Source organism: Escherichia sp. MOD1-EC6098 (genome assembly GCF_002965865.1).
Lineage (GTDB): Bacteria > Pseudomonadota > Gammaproteobacteria > Enterobacterales > Enterobacteriaceae > Escherichia > Escherichia marmotae.
In genome coordinates, this window is record NZ_PTSN01000015.1 from 42,276 (window position 1) to 60,497 (window position 18,222).

Sequence of the window (18,222 nt, forward strand, 5' to 3'; positions counted from 1 at the left end):
TGATACACTAGCCGCAAAAGCCACAGCAGAATCGAGAAGCTTACGTTATGAATATGGGTCTTTTTTACGGTTCCAGCACCTGTTACACCGAAATGGCGGCGGAAAAAATCCGCGATATTATCGGTCCAGAACTGGTGACCTTACATAACCTCAAGGACGACTCCCCTAAATTAATGGAGCAATACGATGTGCTCATTCTGGGAATTCCGACCTGGGATTTTGGTGAAATCCAGGAGGATTGGGAGGCCGTCTGGGATCAGCTCGACGACCTGAACCTCGAAGGTAAAATTGTTGCGCTATATGGGCTGGGCGATCAACTCGGGTATGGCGAGTGGTTCCTCGATGCGCTCGGAATGCTGCATGACAAACTCTCAACCAAAGGCGTGAAGTTCGTCGGTTACTGGCCAACGGAAGGATATGAATTCACCAGCCCGAAACCCGTTATTGCTGACGGACAACTGTTTGTCGGCCTGGCGCTGGATGAAACCAACCAGTATGACCTCAGCGATGAGCGTATTCAGAGCTGGTGCGAGCAAATTCTTAATGAAATGGCGGAACACTACGCCTGATTTCCCTGACGGCTTAGCGTATTTGCTTCGCCGTCATCGTATCTCTTGCTGTAACAAAATTCGCCGTAAATCACGCCATTCGGCTTCGTCCATGCTGTCTGCTGCCAGCCACAAATGCTGACGTTTGCCGCTATCAGAACGTAAACGTAACATCATGCCGCTTTTAATCATCCACGGCGTTTTGACGATGCTCCATTCCTGTCCTTGCCAACGTAAACGCCCATCCATCAGCAGGCGAATCTCTCCCTGACGGGAATTAATGCGTCGCTGGCTGCGAACGCAATCAAACACCACCAGCGAAAGCAACACCAGCCATAGCGGGGTGTAACTAAGTGGCCATGGCATGAGTAAAATAACTGCGGCAACCAGCCCATGAATCAGCAGGGAAAGCCACTGCGCGCGCCAGGAGACGCGTAATTCAGATTGCCACAGGACCACGATCCCGGTTCCGTGTCTGAATGAGTCTGACCATCATTTCCAGTTCTGCATCGGCAGGTTTACCATGATTCATCAGCCAGTTGAACAGGTCCGGATCGTCGCATTCCAGCAGACGAATAAAGATGCGTTTTTCGTCATCGCTTAAGCTGTCGTACTCATGTTCGAAAAACGGCATGATTGAAATATCGAGTTCACGCATACCGCGGCGGCATGCCCAATGAATGCGGGCTTTGTTGTTAATATCCATTTTCTTCCTGTCTCACGAAAATCCAGTACCAGGATATTGTAACGTGTTTTTCGACTTCTTTTGCGGGAATATCGGTAAACACAATCGCGATCGCGAAATTAATCCACAACAATTCAATGGCTTCATTTTTTTGGAAGTCATCTCGCAAAGCGAATCAGAAGGCACGGATCGCGTAGTGAAAGCACTTGCAATGCCCCATAGCTCTTTTACCATTAGTCATTAATTACGCCGTTTGTAAAACAGGACTCCATTATGGCTTTTACACCTTTTCCTCCCCGTCAGCCCACGGCTTCTGCCCGTTTACCGCTGACGTTGATGACGCTTGATGATTGGGCGCTTGCCACCATTACCGGCGCAGATAGCGAAAAATATATGCAGGGCCAGGTAACGGCAGATGTCAGCCAGATGACCGAAGACCAGCATCTGCTTGCCGCGCACTGCGATGCCAAAGGTAAGATGTGGAGCAATTTACGTCTGTTCCGCGACGGCGACGGTTTTGCCTGGATTGAACGTCGCAGCGTGCGCGACAACCAGCTTACCGAACTGAAAAAATATGCGGTCTTCTCTAAAGTGACTATCGTCCCGGACGATGAACGTGTACTGCTCGGTGTTGCCGGGTTCCAGGCGCGCGCCGCGTTAGCGAATCTTTTCAGTGAGCTGCCGACTCAGGAAAAACAGGTAGTCAGAGAAGGCGCGACAACCCTACTTTGGTTTGAACATCCGGCAGAGCGTTTTCTGATCGTCACCGATGAAGCCACCGCCAATATGCTGACCGATAAACTTCGCGGTGAAGCGGAGTTGAACAATAGCCAACAGTGGCTGGCGTTGAATATTGAAGCGGGTTTCCCGGTGATTGACGCGGCCAACAGTGGGCAGTTTATCCCACAAGCGACGAATATTCAGGCGCTGGGTGGGATCAGCTTTAAGAAGGGTTGCTACACCGGACAAGAGATGGTGGCACGAGCTAAATTCCGCGGGGCCAACAAACGTGCACTCTGGTTGCTGGCGGGTAGTGCCAGTCGTGTGCCGGAAGTGGGTGAAGACTTAGAACTGAAAATGGGCGAGAACTGGCGTCGTACCGGAACCGTACTGGCGGCGGTAAAACTGGACGATGGTCATGTCGTGGTTCAGGTAGTCATGAATAACGATATGGAGCCGGACAGCATCTTCCGCGTTCGTGACGATGCGAATACGCTGCATATCGAGCCGCTACCTTATTCGCTGGAAGAGTAAATCTCTGTATCGCTCCTGGCATCTATTGCCTGATGCGGCGCTGACACGTCTTATCAGGCATGGGAGTGGGTATCTGTTTTCACAATGGGCACGCTACCCGTAAGCCGGATAAGGCGCACAACCGCCGTATCCGGCGGTTGTGCGCCAATTACGCCTGCCCAATATACAAATAGATCGCCAGGAAATGGCACACGCTGCCGCCGAGCACAAATCCGTGCCAGATGGCATGGTTGTATGGGATGCGTTTGCAGACGTAGAAAATTACGCCAAGCGAGTAAACCACGCCGCCTACCGCCAGTAAGGTAACGCTGCCCGCCGCGAGCTTCACTGCCATTTCATAAATAACCACCAGCGACAACCAGCCCATAGCCAGATAGGTCACCAGCGATAATATTTTAAATCGGTGCGCGATGGTCAGCTTGAACAGAATCCCCAGCAGCGCCATGCTCCAGATAACAATCATCAGCCCGCGCGCCAGCGGTGAATCCAGCCCCACCAGCAAAAAAGGTGTGTAAGTTCCGGCAATCAACAGATAAATGGCGCAGTGGTCAAATTTCTTCAGCCACATTTTTGCCCGTTGATGGGGAATAGCGTGATACAGCGTCGAGGCCAGAAACAGCAGGATCATACTACCGCCATAGAGGCTATAACTGGTTATCGCCGTGGCGCTGGCGTTGAGATCAACAGCCTGAACCAGTAGTAACACCAGCCCGACAATGCCAAACACCAGTCCGATACCATGACTGACACTATTGGCAATTTCCTCTGCCAGCGAATATCCCTGTTTAGAGAGGGGCTTCTGAACCATAACTTACTCCGGAGAACGTCCACGCGCGTGATTGCAACTCCAGCGTAACTGAGAATAGTTCCAGTGAACACCTGTTAGCTAAAATAAATTCTGATTTGAGAGTAATCTCCGAAAAATCATGAAATTAAATATAAAGTTTCAGCTAACAGGCGTTAGTTCAACTTAAAGGCATTTAAATTCAATTACATAAAACTGCGTCTGACCGGGATAGATGTCAGCAATGACCTTTTTCAGTTCAGCCAGAGTCATATTTTCCTGTTGCGCATGTTTTTCTGTGAGAGTATCCAGCGTCACTGTTGAAGTTGCGGTGACTTCAATAGTGCAAAAATAGCCATCATCTTCAAAGCGCCCGACGCGAAGTACATCGCCCGTTTTAAAGTGCGATTCAGATTCGTCACGGATGGTGATGGTTTTACGCCCAGCCAGAATGTCATCCTGGAAACGTTGAAAAAAAGTGATGTCGTTTGGCTGCATGGTAATATTTCCTGTAAGAATTGACTCATTTGGAGCCTATGATAGTGAAAAAACTCACCTTACCGAAAGATTTCTTATGGGGCGGCGCAGTTGCCGCCCATCAGGTCGAAGGCGGCTGGAACAAAGGCGGCAAAGGGCCAAGCATTTGTGACGTTCTGACCGGCGGCGCACACGGCGTACCGCGCGAAATCACCAAAGAAGTCTTGCCAGGCAAATACTATCCGAACCATGAAGCGGTAGATTTTTATGGTCACTATAAGGAAGACATCAAGCTGTTTGCCGAAATGGGCTTCAAATGTTTTCGTACTTCCATCGCCTGGACGCGCATTTTCCCGAAAGGCGATGAAGCCCAGCCTAATGAAGAAGGGCTGAAGTTTTACGACGCCCTGTTCGATGAACTGCTGAAATACAACATTGAACCGGTGATCACCCTTTCTCACTTTGAAATGCCGCTACATCTGGTGCAGCAATACGGCAGTTGGACCAACCGTAAGGTGGTTGATTTCTTTGTACGTTTTGCTGAAGTGGTGTTTGAACGCTATAAGCACAAAGTCAAATACTGGATGACCTTCAACGAGATTAACAACCAGCGTAACTGGCGCGCACCGCTGTTTGGCTATTGCTGCTCTGGCGTGGTTTATACCGAACATGAAAATCCAGAAGAGACGATGTACCAGGTGCTGCATCATCAGTTTGTTGCCAGCGCCCTGGCGGTGAAAGCGGCACGTCGCATCAACCCGGAGATGAAAGTCGGTTGTATGCTGGCAATGGTGCCACTTTATCCTTACTCCTGTAACCCGGACGATGTGATGTTCGCCCAGGAATCGATGCGCGAACGTTATGTCTTTACCGATGTGCAACTGCGCGGCTATTACCCGTCCTATGTGTTGAACGAGTGGGAGCGTCGCGGATTTAACATCAAAATGGAAGATGGCGATCTGAATGTACTGCGCGAAGGCACCTGCGATTATCTCGGCTTCAGCTATTACATGACCAACGCGGTAAAAGCCGAAGGCGGCACCGGTGATGCGATTTCTGGTTTCGAAGGCAGCGTGCCGAACCCATATGTGAAAGCCTCTGACTGGGGCTGGCAGATTGATCCGGTGGGTCTGCGTTACGCGCTCTGCGAACTGTATGAGCGTTATCAGAAGCCTCTATTTATCGTCGAAAACGGTTTTGGCGCTTACGATAAAGTAGAAGAGGACGGCAGCATCAACGATGACTACCGCATTGATTACCTGCGCGCCCACATTGAAGAGATGAAAAAAGCGGTGACTTACGATGGCGTCGATCTGATGGGCTACACGCCGTGGGGCTGCATCGACTGCGTATCATTCACCACCGGGCAGTACAGCAAACGCTACGGTTTTATCTATGTGAATAAGCATGACGACGGTACTGGTGATATGTCGCGTTCACGTAAGAAGAGCTTTAACTGGTACAAAGAGGTGATCGCCAGCAACGGCGAGAAACTTTAATTAGCCGATGTGCCTGATGCGCCCCGCTCATCAGGCCTGGAGCTCCTGTCATATATTGAACTCCAGGATTTTGTATTTACGCTTCATCCGACACACAAAGCGCACCTTATTAACAAACTAAAAAGGCGCCGAAGCGCCTTTAGAAGATAGTCAAATCAGTTAATTACTGGTATTCGCTAATCGGTACGCAGGAACAGAACAGGTTACGGTCGCCGTAAACATCGTCCAGACGTTTCACCGTCGGCCAGTATTTGTCTGCCACGCCTGCCGGGAACACCGCAATTTCACGGCTGTACGGATGCCCCCACTCAGCAACCAGTTCGTTCTGAATGTGCGGCGCGTTTACCAACGGGTTATCTTCCAGCGGCCAGACTCCGGCTTTCACCTGGTCAATTTCCGCACGGATAGCCAGCATCGCGTCAATAAAGCGATCCAGCTCCACTTTGCTTTCGGATTCAGTCGGTTCCACCATCAGCGTCCCCGCAACCGGGAATGACATTGTCGGCGCGTGGAAACCGTAGTCGATCAGACGTTTGGCTATATCCAGCTCGCTGATGCCGGTTTCTTCTTTCAGCGGACGAATATCGAGAATACATTCGTGCGCCACGCGACCATCGCGACCGGTATACAGCACCGGGAAGGCATCCTGCAGGCGGCTGGCAATATAGTTGGCGTTAAGAATTGCTACCTGGCTTGCTTTTTTAAGCCCTTCTGCGCCCATCATGCGAATGTACATCCAACTGATTGGCAGAATGGATGCACTACCGAACGGTGCCGCAGAAACCGCGCCCTGACGGGTTAACATGCCTTCGATTTGTACCACGCTATGACCCGGCACAAACGGTGCCAGATGCGATTTCACACCGATCGGCCCCATACCCGGGCCGCCACCGCCGTGCGGAATACAGAAAGTTTTATGCAGGTTGAGGTGCGAAACGTCCGCACCAATAAAGCCCGGTGAAGTGATGCCGACCTGGGCGTTCATGTTTGCGCCATCAAGGTAAACCTGACCGCCAAACTGATGCACGATTTCACACACTTCACGGATTGTTTCTTCGTACACACCGTGGGTGGATGGATAAGTCACCATGATGCAGGAGAGATTATCGCCAGCCTGTTCCGCTTTCGCGCGCAGGTCAGTCAAATCGATATTGCCGTTTTTATCACATGCCACGACCACCACCTGCATTCCCGCCATATGCGCAGAAGCTGGGTTAGTCCCGTGGGCAGATGCCGGGATCAGGCAGATATCACGATGCCCTTCGTTGCGGCTTTCATGGTAATGACGAATCGCCAGCAGGCCCGCGTATTCACCCTGAGCACCGGAGTTCGGCTGCATACAGACGGTGTCATAACCAGTCAGTTTGACCAGCCAGTCAGCCAGTTGCGCAATCATCTGTTGATAACCTTCGGCCTGCTCCGGTGGGCAGAATGGGTGCAGTTCAGCAAACTCCGGCCAGGTGATCGGGATCATCTCGGCGGCGGCGTTCAGTTTCATGGTGCAGGAACCCAGCGGGATCATCGCCTGATTCAGCGCCAGATCTTTACGCTCCAGCGAATGCATATAGCGCATCATTTCGGTTTCGCTGTGGTAGCGATTAAATACCGGGTGCGTCAGGATTTCATCGTCGCGCAACATTGCAGGCTGGATAGAGCGGCTGTCGTGAGCCACGTCTTTGTCCAGCGTGTCGATATCCAGCCCGTGATTATCGCCCAGCAGCACGCTGAAAAGCTGCATCACGTTTTCACGCGTCGTGGTTTCATCAAGGGTGATCCCCACGGCGTTCAGAATGTCGCTACGCAGGTTGATTTCAGCCGCTTCGGCACGCGCCAGCACGCCTGCTTTGTCGGCTACGTCTACACACAACGTGTCGAAATAGTACGCATGGCGCAGCTTCAGACCTTTTTGTTGCAGGCCAGCAGCCAGAATATCGGTCAGACGATGAATGCGGTTAGCGATGCGTTTCAGGCCAACCGGACCGTGATAAACGGCATACAGGCTGGCGATGTTTGCCAGCAGTACCTGGGAAGTACAAATGTTGGAGTTCGCTTTCTCGCGGCGAATATGTTGTTCGCGAGTCTGCATCGCCATGCGCAGCGCGGTATTGCCCGCGGCATCTTTCGATACACCAATAATACGGCCCGGCATAGAACGTTTATATTCATCTTTCGCCGCAAAGAAGGCCGCGTGCGGGCCACCGTAGCCCATCGGCACACCGAAGCGTTGCGCCGAACCAAAGACAATATCCGCGCCCTGTTTGCCCGGTGCAGTAAGCAGCACCAGTGCCATAATGTCAGCGGCAACACTGACCACAATTTTGCGTGATTTCAGTTCGCTGATAAGCGTTGTGTAATCGTGGATTTCACCGGTAGTGCCAACCTGCTGTAACAGCACGCCGAACACTTCCTGATGATCGAGCACTTTTTGCGCGTCATCGACAATCACTTCAAAACCAAAGGTTTCTGCACGGGTGCGAACCACATCCAGCGTTTGCGGATGAACGTCAGAAGCAACGAAGAAGCGATTGGCATTTTTCAGTTTGCTGACGCGTTTAGCCATCGCCATTGCTTCAGCGGCAGCAGTAGCTTCGTCCAGCAGAGACGCCGAAGCCATATCCAGCCCGGTCAGATCCAACGTTACCTGCTGGAAGTTGAGCAGGGCTTCGAGGCGGCCCTGGGAGACTTCAGGCTGATACGGGGTATACGCGGTATACCAGCCCGGATTTTCCAGCATGTTGCGCAGAATAACCGGCGGCAACTGCACGGCGGTGTAACCCATGCCGATGTAAGACGTGAAGCGTTTATTGCGACTGGCAATAGCCTTGAGTTCCGCCAGCGCGGCGTATTCGGTCGCCGGTGCGCCAACCTGCGGCGGGGTCGCAAGCTGAATATCTTTCGGCACAATCTGGCCGATCAGCGCGTTTAACGATTGTGCGCCAACGGCATTCAGCATTTCTTGCTGTTGCGCGGCGTCCGGTCCGATATGGCGTTCAATAAAAGCGCCGCTGTTTTCAAGCTGGCTTAACGTCTGTGTCATGAGCGATGGTTCCTGAAACGTGCAGTGAATTGTGAACCTCCCTTCTTGCGAAGAGAGTAAGGGTGAGGCGTAAATTTTCCTCACCCTGCCCCTCTCCCAAAGAAGAGGGATAAAGCCGTTACTCGTCTTCTAACAATGCTTCGTATGCGGTGGCGTCCAGCAGTGATTCCTGTTCGCTTTCATCGCTGGCTTTGATTTTAAAGATCCAGCCGCCAGTGTATGGCTCGCTGTTTACCAGTTCCGGGGAGTCGCTCAGTGCGTCGTTCACCGCTACGATTTCACCGCTTACTGGCGCATAAATGTCTGACGCCGCTTTTACTGATTCGGCAACCGCGCAGTCATCGCCCGCGCTTACCGTTGCGCCCACTTCCGGCAGGTCAACAAACACCATATCGCCTAACAGTTCCTGAGCATGCTCGGTGATGCCAACGGTGTAAGTGCCGTCAGCTTCTTTACGCAGCCATTCGTGTTCTTTGCTGTATTTCAGTTCTGCTGGTACGTTGCTCATCAATCAATCTCCAAAAAAGTAAATCACGCGACGGCTTTGCCGTTACGCACAAAAACAGGTTTAGTCACTTTTACCGGCATTTCACGGTTGCGAATTTGCACAATCGCCGTTTCGCCAATGCCTTCCGGCACACGCGCCAGCGCAATGCTGTAACCCAGCGTTGGGGAGAAAGTCCCGCTGGTAATAATGCCTTCATGCTGATTACCCTGCGCGTCGGTAAAACGCACCGGCAGTTCATTACGCAGCACACCTTTTTCGGTCATCACCAGACCAACCAGTTTCTCTGTGCCATGTTCACGCTGCACTTCCAGGGCTTCACGACCGATGAAGTCACGGTCAGTCGGTTCCCAGGCGATGGTCCAGCCCATGTTGGCTGCCAGCGGCGAGATGGTTTCGTCCATCTCCTGACCATAAAGATTCATGCCCGCTTCCAGACGCAGCGTATCACGCGCACCCAGACCGCATGGCTTAACGCCCGCTTCCACCAGCGCACGCCAGAAATCTGCTGCTTTTTCATTTGGCAGCGCAATTTCATAGCCCGCTTCGCCGGTATAACCGGTGGTGGCAATAAACAGATCGCCCGCCTGCACGCCAAAGAACGGCTTCATGCCTTCCACCGCCTGACGCTGGGCGTCATTAAACAGTGTGGCAGCTTTTACCTGAGCATTCGGCCCTTGTACGGCAATCATGGAAAGATCATCACGAACGGTAATTTCAATGCCGAAGGGTTCAGCGTGTTGGGTTATCCAGGAGAGGTCTTTTTCGCGGGTGGCGGAGTTAACAACGAGGCGGAAGAAATCTTCAGTGAAGTAGTAAACGATCAGGTCATCTATCACTCCGCCAGAGGCATTCAACATCCCGGAGTAGAGCGCTTTGCCACTTTTGGTGAGCTTCGCCACATCGTTCGCCAGCAGATAACGCAGAAACTCCCGGGTGCGGCTGCCGCGGAGATCGACGATGGTCATATGCGACACATCAAACATTCCGGCATCGGTTCGTACCGCATGATGTTCGTCGATTTGCGAACCGTAATGCAGCGGCATCATCCAGCCATGGAAATCCACCATGCGTGCGCCGCAAAGCGTGTGTTGTTCGTACAAAGGAGTCTGTTGTGCCATCTTGTCCTCATTGAATAAGCGGGGCTGACAACTTTTTCACAGTGAAATTATCACCACGAAACCCAGCATCGGAGCCACTCCCGGTCCCCAACGCAATCGTTCTCTTTTCTCTGAACTTACCACCGAAATAGACGGTTAACCATAAGGTAAAATTGATCATCACATTAGCTTATGGTTAAAAAACGAAAAAATCTCAACAGAATAAAAAACCAAAAATTGATTTTATTTTTATATAAATACAATGCATTAAGAAATTGAATTTGGATAAAGCAATATTAAGAACTGAAAATATGTCAAAAATCACTAAATCAAAAAATCGTAACATTAGAAAATATAATGCGAAATTGAAGGTGAAATTAGTTTATTTCAAATGAGGAAAATCTCCCGACAGAAAAACCGGGAGATTAAAGTGTGATGGGTATCAAATAAACAACAGAGGAGAACTTTTTAACGCAACCATTCAGGCAAATCATTTAACCCCATTGCCTGACGAATAAGCTGCGGCTTAACGCCAGGCAGCGTGTCGGCCAGTTTCAAACCAATATCGCGCAGCAGTTTTTTCGCCGGATTAGCTCCGGAAAAGAGATCGCGGAATCCTTGCATACTTGCCAGCATCAGCGCCGCACTGTGCTTGCGGCTGCGTTCATAGCGACGCAAGTAAATGTACTGCCCGATGTCTTTGCCCTGACGGTGCAGACGTTTCAGTTCGGCAATCAGCTCTGCGGCATCCATAAAGCCGAGATTCACCCCCTGCCCCGCCAGCGGGTGAATGGTATGTGCGGCGTCGCCCACCAACGCCAGACGGTGAGCGGCAAACTGGCGGGCATAACGCCCCGTCAACGGGAACACCTGACGCTCGCTCTCAACCTTGCATAAGCCCAGGCGATTATCAAAAGCGATATTTAATGCGCGATTAAATTCATCTTCGCTCGCCTGCTGCATCCGCTGCGCCTCCTGAGGAGGTAATGACCAGACAATCGAGCAAAGATGCGGATCGCTCAGCGGCAAAAAAGCCAGAATGCCTTCACCGTGGAAAACCTGGCGCGCCACCGCTTCATGTGGTTCTTCAGTACGAATGGTCGCTACCAGCGCGTGATGCTGATAATCCCAGAAAGTCAGCGGGATATCGGCTTTGTTGCGCAACCAGGAATTTGCCCCGTCCGCGCCAATCACCAGACGCGCCGTTAACATGCTGCCGTCTTTCAGCGTCAGGAAGGTTTCGTTTTCCCCCCAGGCGACTTGCTGTAATTCTGCAGGGGCAAACAGGGTGATATCTGACGACTGTTGCGCTTTGTTCCACAGCGCGTAGTGAATCACTGCGTTTTCAACAATATGCCCAAGATGGCTATAGCCCATGCTTTGATCGTCAAAAGAGATGTGACCAAAACTGTCTTTATCCCACACTTCCATACCGTGATAGCAACTGGCTCTACGGGAGAGAATGTCCTGCCAGATGCCAAGACGGGTAAGTAATTTTTCGCTGGCGGCATTGATAGCCGAAACGCGCAGTTGTGGTGGTGCATCCGCCGCCAGAGGTTCCGGTACACGCTGTTCCAGTACGGCGACGCGTAAGCCGCTCCCCTGTAAGCCGCAGGCAACCGCCAGCCCCACCATGCCGCCGCCAACAATGGCTACATCAACACTTTGCATTGTTTATTCCTTAAAACCGCCTTCAACGCGCCACCCAACCGAGGGTGCGCTGCGTCAGCACATCGCGTGCCGGAGTGAATAATTCCATCGCCATCAGCCCGAGGTTGCGCCCGACAACCAGCGGCACCCAACGGTTGGCAAAAAGATGCACCAGACTGTCCGTAACGCCGATAGTCGCTTCGCGATCGCTCTGCCGACGCTGCTGGTAGCGGCACAATACGCCGTAATCACCAATGTCTTCACCACGTTCTTGCGCCTGAGTCAGGGTTTCTGCAAGGCTCATAACATCACGCATACCGAGGTTAAATCCTTGTCCGGCAATCGGATGCAGGGTTTGCGCTGCATTACCCACCAGCACGGTGCGATGGGTAATGGGTTTAGCGGCGCGGGTTAACGCCAGCGGATAAGCACTGCGTTTACCGGCGTGGGTAATTTGCCCCAGACGCCAGCCAAAAGCGGACTGGAGTTCACGGCAAAACGTCTCGTCGCTCCACGCCATGACCTCATCGCCCCGTTCCAGCGGGTGACACCAGACCAGCGAACAACGTCCGCCAGACATCGGCAACATCGCCAGCGGGCCATATTGCGTAAAGCGCTCAAAAGCACGGCCTTCATGCGCAACAGAGGTAGCAACATTAGCAATCACTGCCAGTTGTTCGTAAGGCTCTTGCTGCCAGTCAACGCCGCAGGTGGTCGCTAATGCTGAATGCGTACCATCAGCCGCAACCAGCACACGCCCCGTCAGCGTCTCGCCACTCTCCAGCGTTACGGCAACGTTATCCTGAGTACGAGAAACGTTAGCAACGCGATCCGGACAGTGCAGCGTCACGCCAGGCGCTTTGCGCAACAATGTAAACAGCCGTTGCCCGACATTGTGCAACTCAACAACCTGCCCCAGTGCCGCCAGTTGATAATCTTCTGCGGCGAGGGTGACGAATCCAGCATGACCGCAATCGCTGACATGAACAGTGGTGATGGCAGTTGCGCAATCAGCCAGAGATTGCCAGACGCCGATGCGCGCCAGTTGCTGGCAGGTGCCCGCCGCCAGCGCAATAGCTCGGCCATCAAAGCCAGGATGAACATGTGATTCCGGTGCAGTCGCTTCAATCAGATGTACCGGCAGCGCCCCGTGACTTAACCGGGAAATAGCCAGCGCCAGCGTCGCGCCAGCCATGCCGCCACCGACGATGATTACGCTCATTGCTTTCTCGCGGCCGCCATCAATGCTTCGATTTCTTCCGGCTTTTTCACCACGCTGGCGGTGAGGTTTTCGTTACCGGTTTCAGTAATCACAATATCGTCTTCAATACGAATGCCGATACCGCGATATTGTTCCGGCACATCTGCATCCGGCGCGATATACAGCCCCGGCTCTACGGTCAAAGCCATACCCGGTTCAAGAATGCGCGAGCGATCCTGACCATAAACACCCACATCATGAACATCCAGACCTAACCAGTGGCTAAGGCCATGCATAAAGAAAGGACGATGGGCATTTTGGGCGATCAGTTCATCGACGTCACCTTTCAGGATCCCCAGTTTTACCAGGCCGCTAATCATGATACGCACCACTTCACCCGTGACTTCCTGAATGGAGGTTCCCGGACGATACAGGCGCAAACTGGTTTCAAGAGACTCCAGCACAATGTCGTAGATTTCACGCTGTGCCTGAGTGAATTTGCCATTGACCGGGAAGGTGCGGGTAATATCGCCAGCGTAACCTTTATATTCACACCCCGCGTCAATCAACACCAGGTCGCCGTCGCGCAGTTCACACTCGTTTTCGGTGTAATGCAAAATGCAGCCATTTTCACCGCTGCCGACAATGGTGTTGTAGGAAGGATAACGTGCGCCGTGGCGGTTAAATTCGTGGTGAATTTCGCCTTCCAGATGGTACTCAAACATTCCTGGACGGCATTTTTCCATCGCCCGAGTGTGCGCCAGTGCGGTGATTTCACCAGCGCGGCGAAGTACGGCAATCTCTTCTGGCGATTTGAACAGGCGCATTTCATGAACAACAGGGCGCCAGTCGATCATCGTTGCCGGAGCGGTGAGATTTTGCCGCGAGCCTTTACGCAGTTTTTCCAGTGCACTGTTCACTATTTCATCAGCATACGCATATTCGCCCTGGGCATGGTAAACCACATCCAGACCGTTAAGTAGTTGATAAAGTTGCTGATTGATTTCGCTGAACGCCAGTGCGCGGTCAACGCCTAGTTTTTCCGGTGCGGCATCTTGCCCCAGGCGACGGCCAAACCAGATCTCTGCCGTCAGGTCGCGAACGCGGTTAAACAGAACGCTGTGGTTATGAGTGTCATCGCTTTTAATCAGCACCAGCACTGCTTCTGGCTCATTAAAGCCAGTGAAGTACCAGAAGTCGCTGTTTTGACGATAGGGATATTCGCTGTCGGCGCTACGGGTCACTTCTGGCGCTGCGAAAATCAGCGCGGCGCTGGCAGGTTGCATTTGCGCCAGTAAAGCCTGGCGGCGGCGCTGAAATTCTTGCTGAGATATCTCACTCATAACACTCTCCTTACGTTTTTTGTTTTTAGTGTAGAGTCGGCTTTTGTACTTCTGGCGCGGTCGGTTGCGGATGGGTAAAGGTGTCGTGACATAACAGCGCAGCAACACGAACGTATTCAATGATCTCTTCGAGGGACATTTCCAGCTCTTCCTGATCTTCGTCTTCGTCGTAGCCCAGTTGTGCAATGTTACGCAAATCGTCAATAGCTTCACCGGTTTCACCGGTCACTTTGTCGAGCTTCGGTTGTGTGACGCCAAGACCAAGCAGGAAGTGATTTACCCAGCCTGCCAGTGCATCAGCGCGATCGAAAACGCTGACATCATCGCCATCAGGCAGATAAAGCTGAAAAAGGAAGCCGTCATCTTGCAGGGCATCGCTGGTAGCAGAGTGCATTTTACGCAATGCCTGTGCCAGCTCATGACCGAAAGCCATGCCTTCGTTCGTCAGGTCATGAAGCAGCGGTAGCCATGAGCTGTCATCATTGCCACCGCAAAGCATCCCGCTGATTAAACCATGCATTTCAGCAGGGGTCAGACCTGTCCCTTGTTGGTTCAGATACTGGTTCATCTCGTTGTAACCAGGCATTTCGTTCTGTATAGACATAAGCATTCGACATCAAAGGGAGGAAGATTCATGATATGCTATCACTTTGGACCCTGGTGAACCAGAAAAGGGCTTGTCTCATTGCACCAGGGTAGCTATAGTTTCGCCCCTTCGCAGACCAAAGGTCTGAAGGCGAAGGCAGCGCAGTCAATCAGCAGGAAGGTGGCATGTCTGCACAACCCGTCGATATCCAAATTTTTGGCCGTTCACTGCGTGTGAACTGCCCGCCTGACCAAAGGGATGCGTTGAATCAGGCTGCGGACGATCTGAACCAACGGTTGCAAGATCTGAAAGAACGCACTAGAGTCACAAATACAGAACAGTTGGTTTTCATTGCTGCATTGAACATCAGCTATGAGTTAGCGCAAGAAAAAGCGAAGACTCGTGACTACGCGGCAAGTATGGAACAGCGTATTCGGATGCTGCAACAGACCATAGAACAAGCGTTACTTGAACAAGGTCGCATCACCGAAAAAACGAACCAAAACTTTGAATGACACTTTTCGGTTTACTGTGGTAGAGTAAACGTGAAGACAAAATTTCTCTGAGATGTTCGCAAGCGGGCCAGTCCCCTGAGCCGATATTTCATACCACAAGAATGTGGCGCTCCGTGGTTGGTGAGCATGCTCGGTTCGTCCGAGAAGCCTTAAAACTGCGACGACACATTCACCTTGAACCAAGGGTTCAAGGGTTACAGCCTGCGGCGGCATCTCGGAGATTCCCTTCTTATCTGGCACCAGCCATGACACAACTACCAGAACTTCCACTTACATTATCCCGACAAGAAATCCGTAAAATGATTCGGCATCGCCGTCGTGCCTTAACGCCGGAGCAACAACGCGAAATGGGTCAGCAGGCCGCAACCCGGATGATGAACTACCTCCCTGTTGTAATGGCGCATACGGTTGCCGTTTTTCTCTCATTTGATGGCGAACTCGACACCCAACCGCTCATAGAACAGCTCTGGCATGCCGGTAAGCGCGTATATCTTCCAGTTTTGCATCCCTTTAGTGTCGGTAACTTACTGTTCCTGAATTACCATCCGCAAAGTGAACTGGTGGTGAACAGATTAAAAATCCACGAGCCGAAACTGGACGTGCGCGATGTACTTCCCCTTTCCCAATTAGATGTCCTCATAACGCCGCTGGTAGCCTTTGATAAGAACGGTCAACGCCTGGGAATGGGTGGCGGTTTTTATGATCGGACATTGCAAAACTGGCAGCACTATAAAATGCAGCCAGTTGGTTATGCACATGATTGTCAGTTAGTAGAAAAACTTCCTGTCGAAGAGTGGGATATTCCGCTACCTGCGGTGGTTACACCGTCAAAAGTCTGGGAGTGGTGAGGACGACACACTCCCATAGAGTAATTAATACATTTGACGATAAAGCTGCTGGATATCCGTCAAGGTTACAGGCCGAGGATTGCCCCCTGTACAAATGTCAGCCATAGCGGCAGTCGCTAAAGCCATCACATCCTCTTCTTTCATCCCAATTTCGCGTAAGCGTGATGGAATACCGATATCCTGATTAAGTCTTCGAACCGCGTTCACTGCCTCTCTACGCGCTTCGGATAATGGCATGGTATACGCTTGCGGTATATCAAACGCTGCCGCTATATTGCGATATTTCTCCTCGGTAAATTCCGCATTCCACTCCATGATAGACGGTAGCAAAACAGCATTCGCCACGCCATGAGGCGTACCGTAAAATGCACTCAACGGGTGCGCCATGCCGTGCACCAACCCCAACCCAACATTTGAAAAGCCCATCCCGGCAATGTATTGTCCCAGCGCCATATCTTCGCTCGCCTGTGTATCTCCTGCCACGGAAGCTCTTAGCGCATCGGCAATGAGTCCAATCGCTTGTATATGGAACATATCTGTCAACGTCCATGCGCCGAGAGTGGTGTAACCTTCAATCGCATGTGTGAGTGCATCAATCCCGGTTGCCGCTTTTAATGATGGCGGCATAGAAGACATCATGTCTGCATCAATAATTGAAGCCACTGGTACAGAATGTGGATCGTAACAAACAAATTTGCGCCTATTCTCCACATCTGTGATGACATAGTTAATGGTCACTTCTGCCGCAGTCCCCGCTGTAGTTGGAACAGCAATAGTCGGTATCGCAGGGTTCTCTGTGGCTGCGCCCCCTTCCAGAGAACGAACATCGGCAAAACCAGGATTAGCAATAATTATTCCAATTGCTTTAGCCGTATCGATTGAAGAACCGCCCCCTACCGCAATCAAATAATCTGCATTACTGCACTTAAACGCCCTGACGCCAGCTTGTACATTTTCTATTGTTGGATTCGCTTCAACGCCATCGAATACTGTGTAAGTGAGATCGTTGTGCTTTAATAAGTTAGTTATTTTTTCGTTTACACCGCACCGGACAATCTCTGAGTCCGTTACAATAAATGCTTTTGTTAATTTTCGTTTTTTTACTTCATCAAGGATGCGTTTTATCGCCCCATTACCAAAATAGGCAATGGGATTAAGTACGATTCTGTTTGTCACAATGATTTCCTTATTCAACGGATGTTGTGTTATAAATGGATTAATAAATTTTTCGTTTAATCATGACCAAAACCAATAGCAAATAATCTTTTCAACTCCGAAATTGCTTGCTGTTCATCAACACCTTCACAAATCAGTTCAACTTGAGAGTTAGCTTTGATACCTGCCGTTAATAACGCCATCGCACTGTGTGGTTTGATATTTTTTCCCTTATAGTTTAAGGTTGTCACACATTGAAATTGTCTTATAGTTTTCGCTAGTACACTTGCAGGTCGGGCATGAAGCCCCGTTTTGTTTGTCACCCACACTATTTCTTTAATCATAGGCCACCTAATTTCTCTATAGCTAATAGTGGCTCATCTAATAACCTGTGGATACGACCAGCATGCCAGTTCCTCACCACTAAATACTTTCGGTTCCTGCAGACCATTTACCAGTAGTGTGTGATAATAAATTTCAGCCAGTTCTTCCAGGTAGGCGGATTTTAATACAGCATCATAAGACGACACATCAACGGTCATCGCTCCATGGCGACCTAATAAAATAGCATCGGCTTGTTGTAGGGGCTCAATGATACTTAATGCCAGCTCTTGAGTACCAGGTAATGCAAATGGTGCAACGGGTACAATCCCCTGTTGCAGATTTAAAATTGCACATTCATAAATAACCGCGGGGATACTTTTTTCCAGTACTGCAAAAATGGAAGCAAAACGTGAATGCGTATGACAAACAGCGTGAATATCCTGCCGTGTCCGGTAGGCCTGTAGGTGCATCATACATTCACTGGTGGGTCGCAGCCCGGAAAGGTTTTCGACAATTTCTCCCTCTGGAGAAAGGACAACGATATCCCGAACGGTTAATTCATTTTTGTCAACGGTGGTTGGTGTAACACAGATAAGCCCCGTTTCTGGATCCCGGACACTGGTATTCCCGGCTTTGTGCTTACACATCCCCCACTGTTGGGTCGTTTTTGCCATTTCTACAACTTGCTGCTTTAGTATTTCTAACATAATA

At 51.0% G+C, this 18,222-nt stretch carries 20 protein-coding genes and 1 other RNA gene; 7 read left to right on the forward strand and 14 right to left on the reverse strand.

Annotated features, from left to right (window positions below; genetic code table 11):
* Positions 1–47 precede the first annotated feature (47 nt).
* A complete protein-coding gene (gene fldB / locus C0K55_RS15985; protein ID WP_001055874.1) occupies positions 48–569 on the forward strand; it encodes a flavodoxin FldB in 522 nt (173 codons plus the stop codon).
* 33 nt (positions 570–602) lie between these two features.
* Here the strand turns inward: fldB and C0K55_RS15990 are convergent, their stop codons facing one another.
* Entirely contained in the window at positions 603–1,007 is a 405-nt protein-coding gene (locus C0K55_RS15990) for a protein YgfX (RefSeq protein WP_000244789.1), read from the reverse strand.
* Entirely contained in the window at positions 988–1,254 is a 267-nt protein-coding gene (sdhE, locus tag C0K55_RS15995) for an FAD assembly factor SdhE (RefSeq protein ID WP_000354045.1), read from the reverse strand. The genes C0K55_RS15990 and sdhE overlap by 20 nt, the downstream gene beginning before the upstream one ends.
* A 252-nt stretch (positions 1,255–1,506) precedes the next feature.
* Between sdhE and ygfZ the strand changes: the two genes are divergently transcribed.
* Positions 1,507–2,487: a tRNA-modifying protein YgfZ gene (gene ygfZ, locus C0K55_RS16005; RefSeq protein ID WP_000886070.1), complete on the forward strand. Its 981-nt coding sequence runs from the start codon at positions 1,507–1,509 to the stop codon at positions 2,485–2,487.
* A gap of 148 nt (positions 2,488–2,635) precedes the next feature.
* Here the strand turns inward: ygfZ and trhA are convergent, their stop codons facing one another.
* Positions 2,636–3,295: a PAQR family membrane homeostasis protein TrhA gene (gene trhA, locus C0K55_RS16010; protein WP_001517030.1), complete on the reverse strand. Its 660-nt coding sequence runs from the start codon at positions 3,293–3,295 to the stop codon at positions 2,636–2,638.
* Between the two features lie 162 nt (positions 3,296–3,457).
* Entirely contained in the window at positions 3,458–3,769 is a 312-nt protein-coding gene (gene yqfB, locus C0K55_RS16015; protein WP_001182960.1) for a N(4)-acetylcytidine aminohydrolase, read from the reverse strand.
* A gap of 44 nt (positions 3,770–3,813) precedes the next feature.
* Between yqfB and bglA the strand changes: the two genes are divergently transcribed.
* Positions 3,814–5,247, forward strand: a complete 1,434-nt coding sequence (gene bglA / locus C0K55_RS16020) for a 6-phospho-beta-glucosidase BglA (RefSeq protein WP_001517031.1) — start codon at positions 3,814–3,816, stop codon at positions 5,245–5,247.
* Between the two features lie 163 nt (positions 5,248–5,410).
* On the opposite strand, the gene gcvP is transcribed toward bglA, so the two are convergent.
* From gcvP to gcvT, 3 genes are all read right to left on the reverse strand, one after another.
* Positions 5,411–8,284: an aminomethyl-transferring glycine dehydrogenase gene (gene gcvP / locus C0K55_RS16025; RefSeq protein WP_016262506.1), complete on the reverse strand. Its 2,874-nt coding sequence runs from the start codon at positions 8,282–8,284 to the stop codon at positions 5,411–5,413.
* A 118-nt stretch (positions 8,285–8,402) separates the two neighbouring features.
* Positions 8,403–8,792, reverse strand: a complete 390-nt coding sequence (gcvH, locus tag C0K55_RS16030; protein WP_105266595.1) for a glycine cleavage system protein GcvH — start codon at positions 8,790–8,792, stop codon at positions 8,403–8,405.
* Between the two features lie 23 nt (positions 8,793–8,815).
* Complete coding sequence (gene gcvT, locus C0K55_RS16035; protein WP_001517033.1) at positions 8,816–9,910, reverse strand: glycine cleavage system aminomethyltransferase GcvT; 1,095 nt, start codon at positions 9,908–9,910, stop codon at positions 8,816–8,818.
* Between the two features lie 290 nt (positions 9,911–10,200).
* On the opposite strand from gcvT, the gene C0K55_RS25960 reads away from it, so the two are divergent.
* Positions 10,201–10,284 (forward strand): hypothetical protein, encoded by an 84-nt coding sequence (locus C0K55_RS25960; protein ID WP_122983120.1) that lies wholly within the window; start codon positions 10,201–10,203, stop codon positions 10,282–10,284.
* A gap of 73 nt (positions 10,285–10,357) precedes the next feature.
* On the opposite strand, the gene ubiI is transcribed toward C0K55_RS25960, so the two are convergent.
* From ubiI to ygfB, 4 genes are read right to left on the reverse strand one after another with little or no spacing between them, the layout of a single operon-like run.
* Positions 10,358–11,560: an FAD-dependent 2-octaprenylphenol hydroxylase gene (ubiI, locus tag C0K55_RS16040; RefSeq protein ID WP_016249166.1), complete on the reverse strand. Its 1,203-nt coding sequence runs from the start codon at positions 11,558–11,560 to the stop codon at positions 10,358–10,360.
* 22 nt (positions 11,561–11,582) lie between these two features.
* Entirely contained in the window at positions 11,583–12,761 is a 1,179-nt protein-coding gene (gene ubiH, locus C0K55_RS16045; protein WP_016262508.1) for a 2-octaprenyl-6-methoxyphenyl hydroxylase, read from the reverse strand.
* Positions 12,758–14,083: a Xaa-Pro aminopeptidase gene (gene pepP, locus C0K55_RS16050; RefSeq protein WP_001290085.1), complete on the reverse strand. Its 1,326-nt coding sequence runs from the start codon at positions 14,081–14,083 to the stop codon at positions 12,758–12,760. The genes ubiH and pepP overlap by 4 nt, the downstream gene beginning before the upstream one ends.
* Positions 14,084–14,108: 25 nt before the next feature.
* Entirely contained in the window at positions 14,109–14,687 is a 579-nt protein-coding gene (ygfB, locus tag C0K55_RS16055) for a UPF0149 family protein YgfB (RefSeq protein ID WP_001517036.1), read from the reverse strand.
* A gap of 167 nt (positions 14,688–14,854) precedes the next feature.
* Between ygfB and zapA the strand changes: the two genes are divergently transcribed.
* The 3 genes from zapA (at position 14,855) to C0K55_RS16075 (ending at position 16,032) form a co-directional block, all read left to right on the forward strand.
* Complete coding sequence (gene zapA, locus C0K55_RS16065; RefSeq protein WP_001276008.1) at positions 14,855–15,184, forward strand: cell division protein ZapA; 330 nt, start codon at positions 14,855–14,857, stop codon at positions 15,182–15,184.
* A gap of 41 nt (positions 15,185–15,225) precedes the next feature.
* Positions 15,226–15,409, forward strand: a non-coding RNA gene (gene ssrS / locus C0K55_RS16070) — 6S RNA.
* Between the two features lie 20 nt (positions 15,410–15,429).
* Positions 15,430–16,032 (forward strand): 5-formyltetrahydrofolate cyclo-ligase, encoded by a 603-nt coding sequence (locus tag C0K55_RS16075; RefSeq protein ID WP_105266931.1) that lies wholly within the window; start codon positions 15,430–15,432, stop codon positions 16,030–16,032.
* A gap of 24 nt (positions 16,033–16,056) precedes the next feature.
* Here C0K55_RS16075 and fucO read toward each other — a convergent pair whose 3' ends face one another.
* The 3 genes from fucO to C0K55_RS16090 are packed head-to-tail and all read right to left on the reverse strand — an operon-like array spanning position 16,057 to position 18,218.
* A complete protein-coding gene (gene fucO, locus C0K55_RS16080; protein ID WP_000184888.1) occupies positions 16,057–17,208 on the reverse strand; it encodes a lactaldehyde reductase in 1,152 nt (383 codons plus the stop codon).
* A gap of 56 nt (positions 17,209–17,264) precedes the next feature.
* Positions 17,265–17,531 (reverse strand): HPr family phosphocarrier protein, encoded by a 267-nt coding sequence (locus tag C0K55_RS16085; protein ID WP_105266932.1) that lies wholly within the window; start codon positions 17,529–17,531, stop codon positions 17,265–17,267.
* 33 nt (positions 17,532–17,564) lie between these two features.
* Positions 17,565–18,218, reverse strand: coding sequence for a class II aldolase/adducin family protein (locus C0K55_RS16090; RefSeq protein WP_000889975.1), 654 nt, complete (start codon positions 18,216–18,218; stop codon positions 17,565–17,567).
* Between the last annotated feature and the right edge of the window lie 4 nt (positions 18,219–18,222).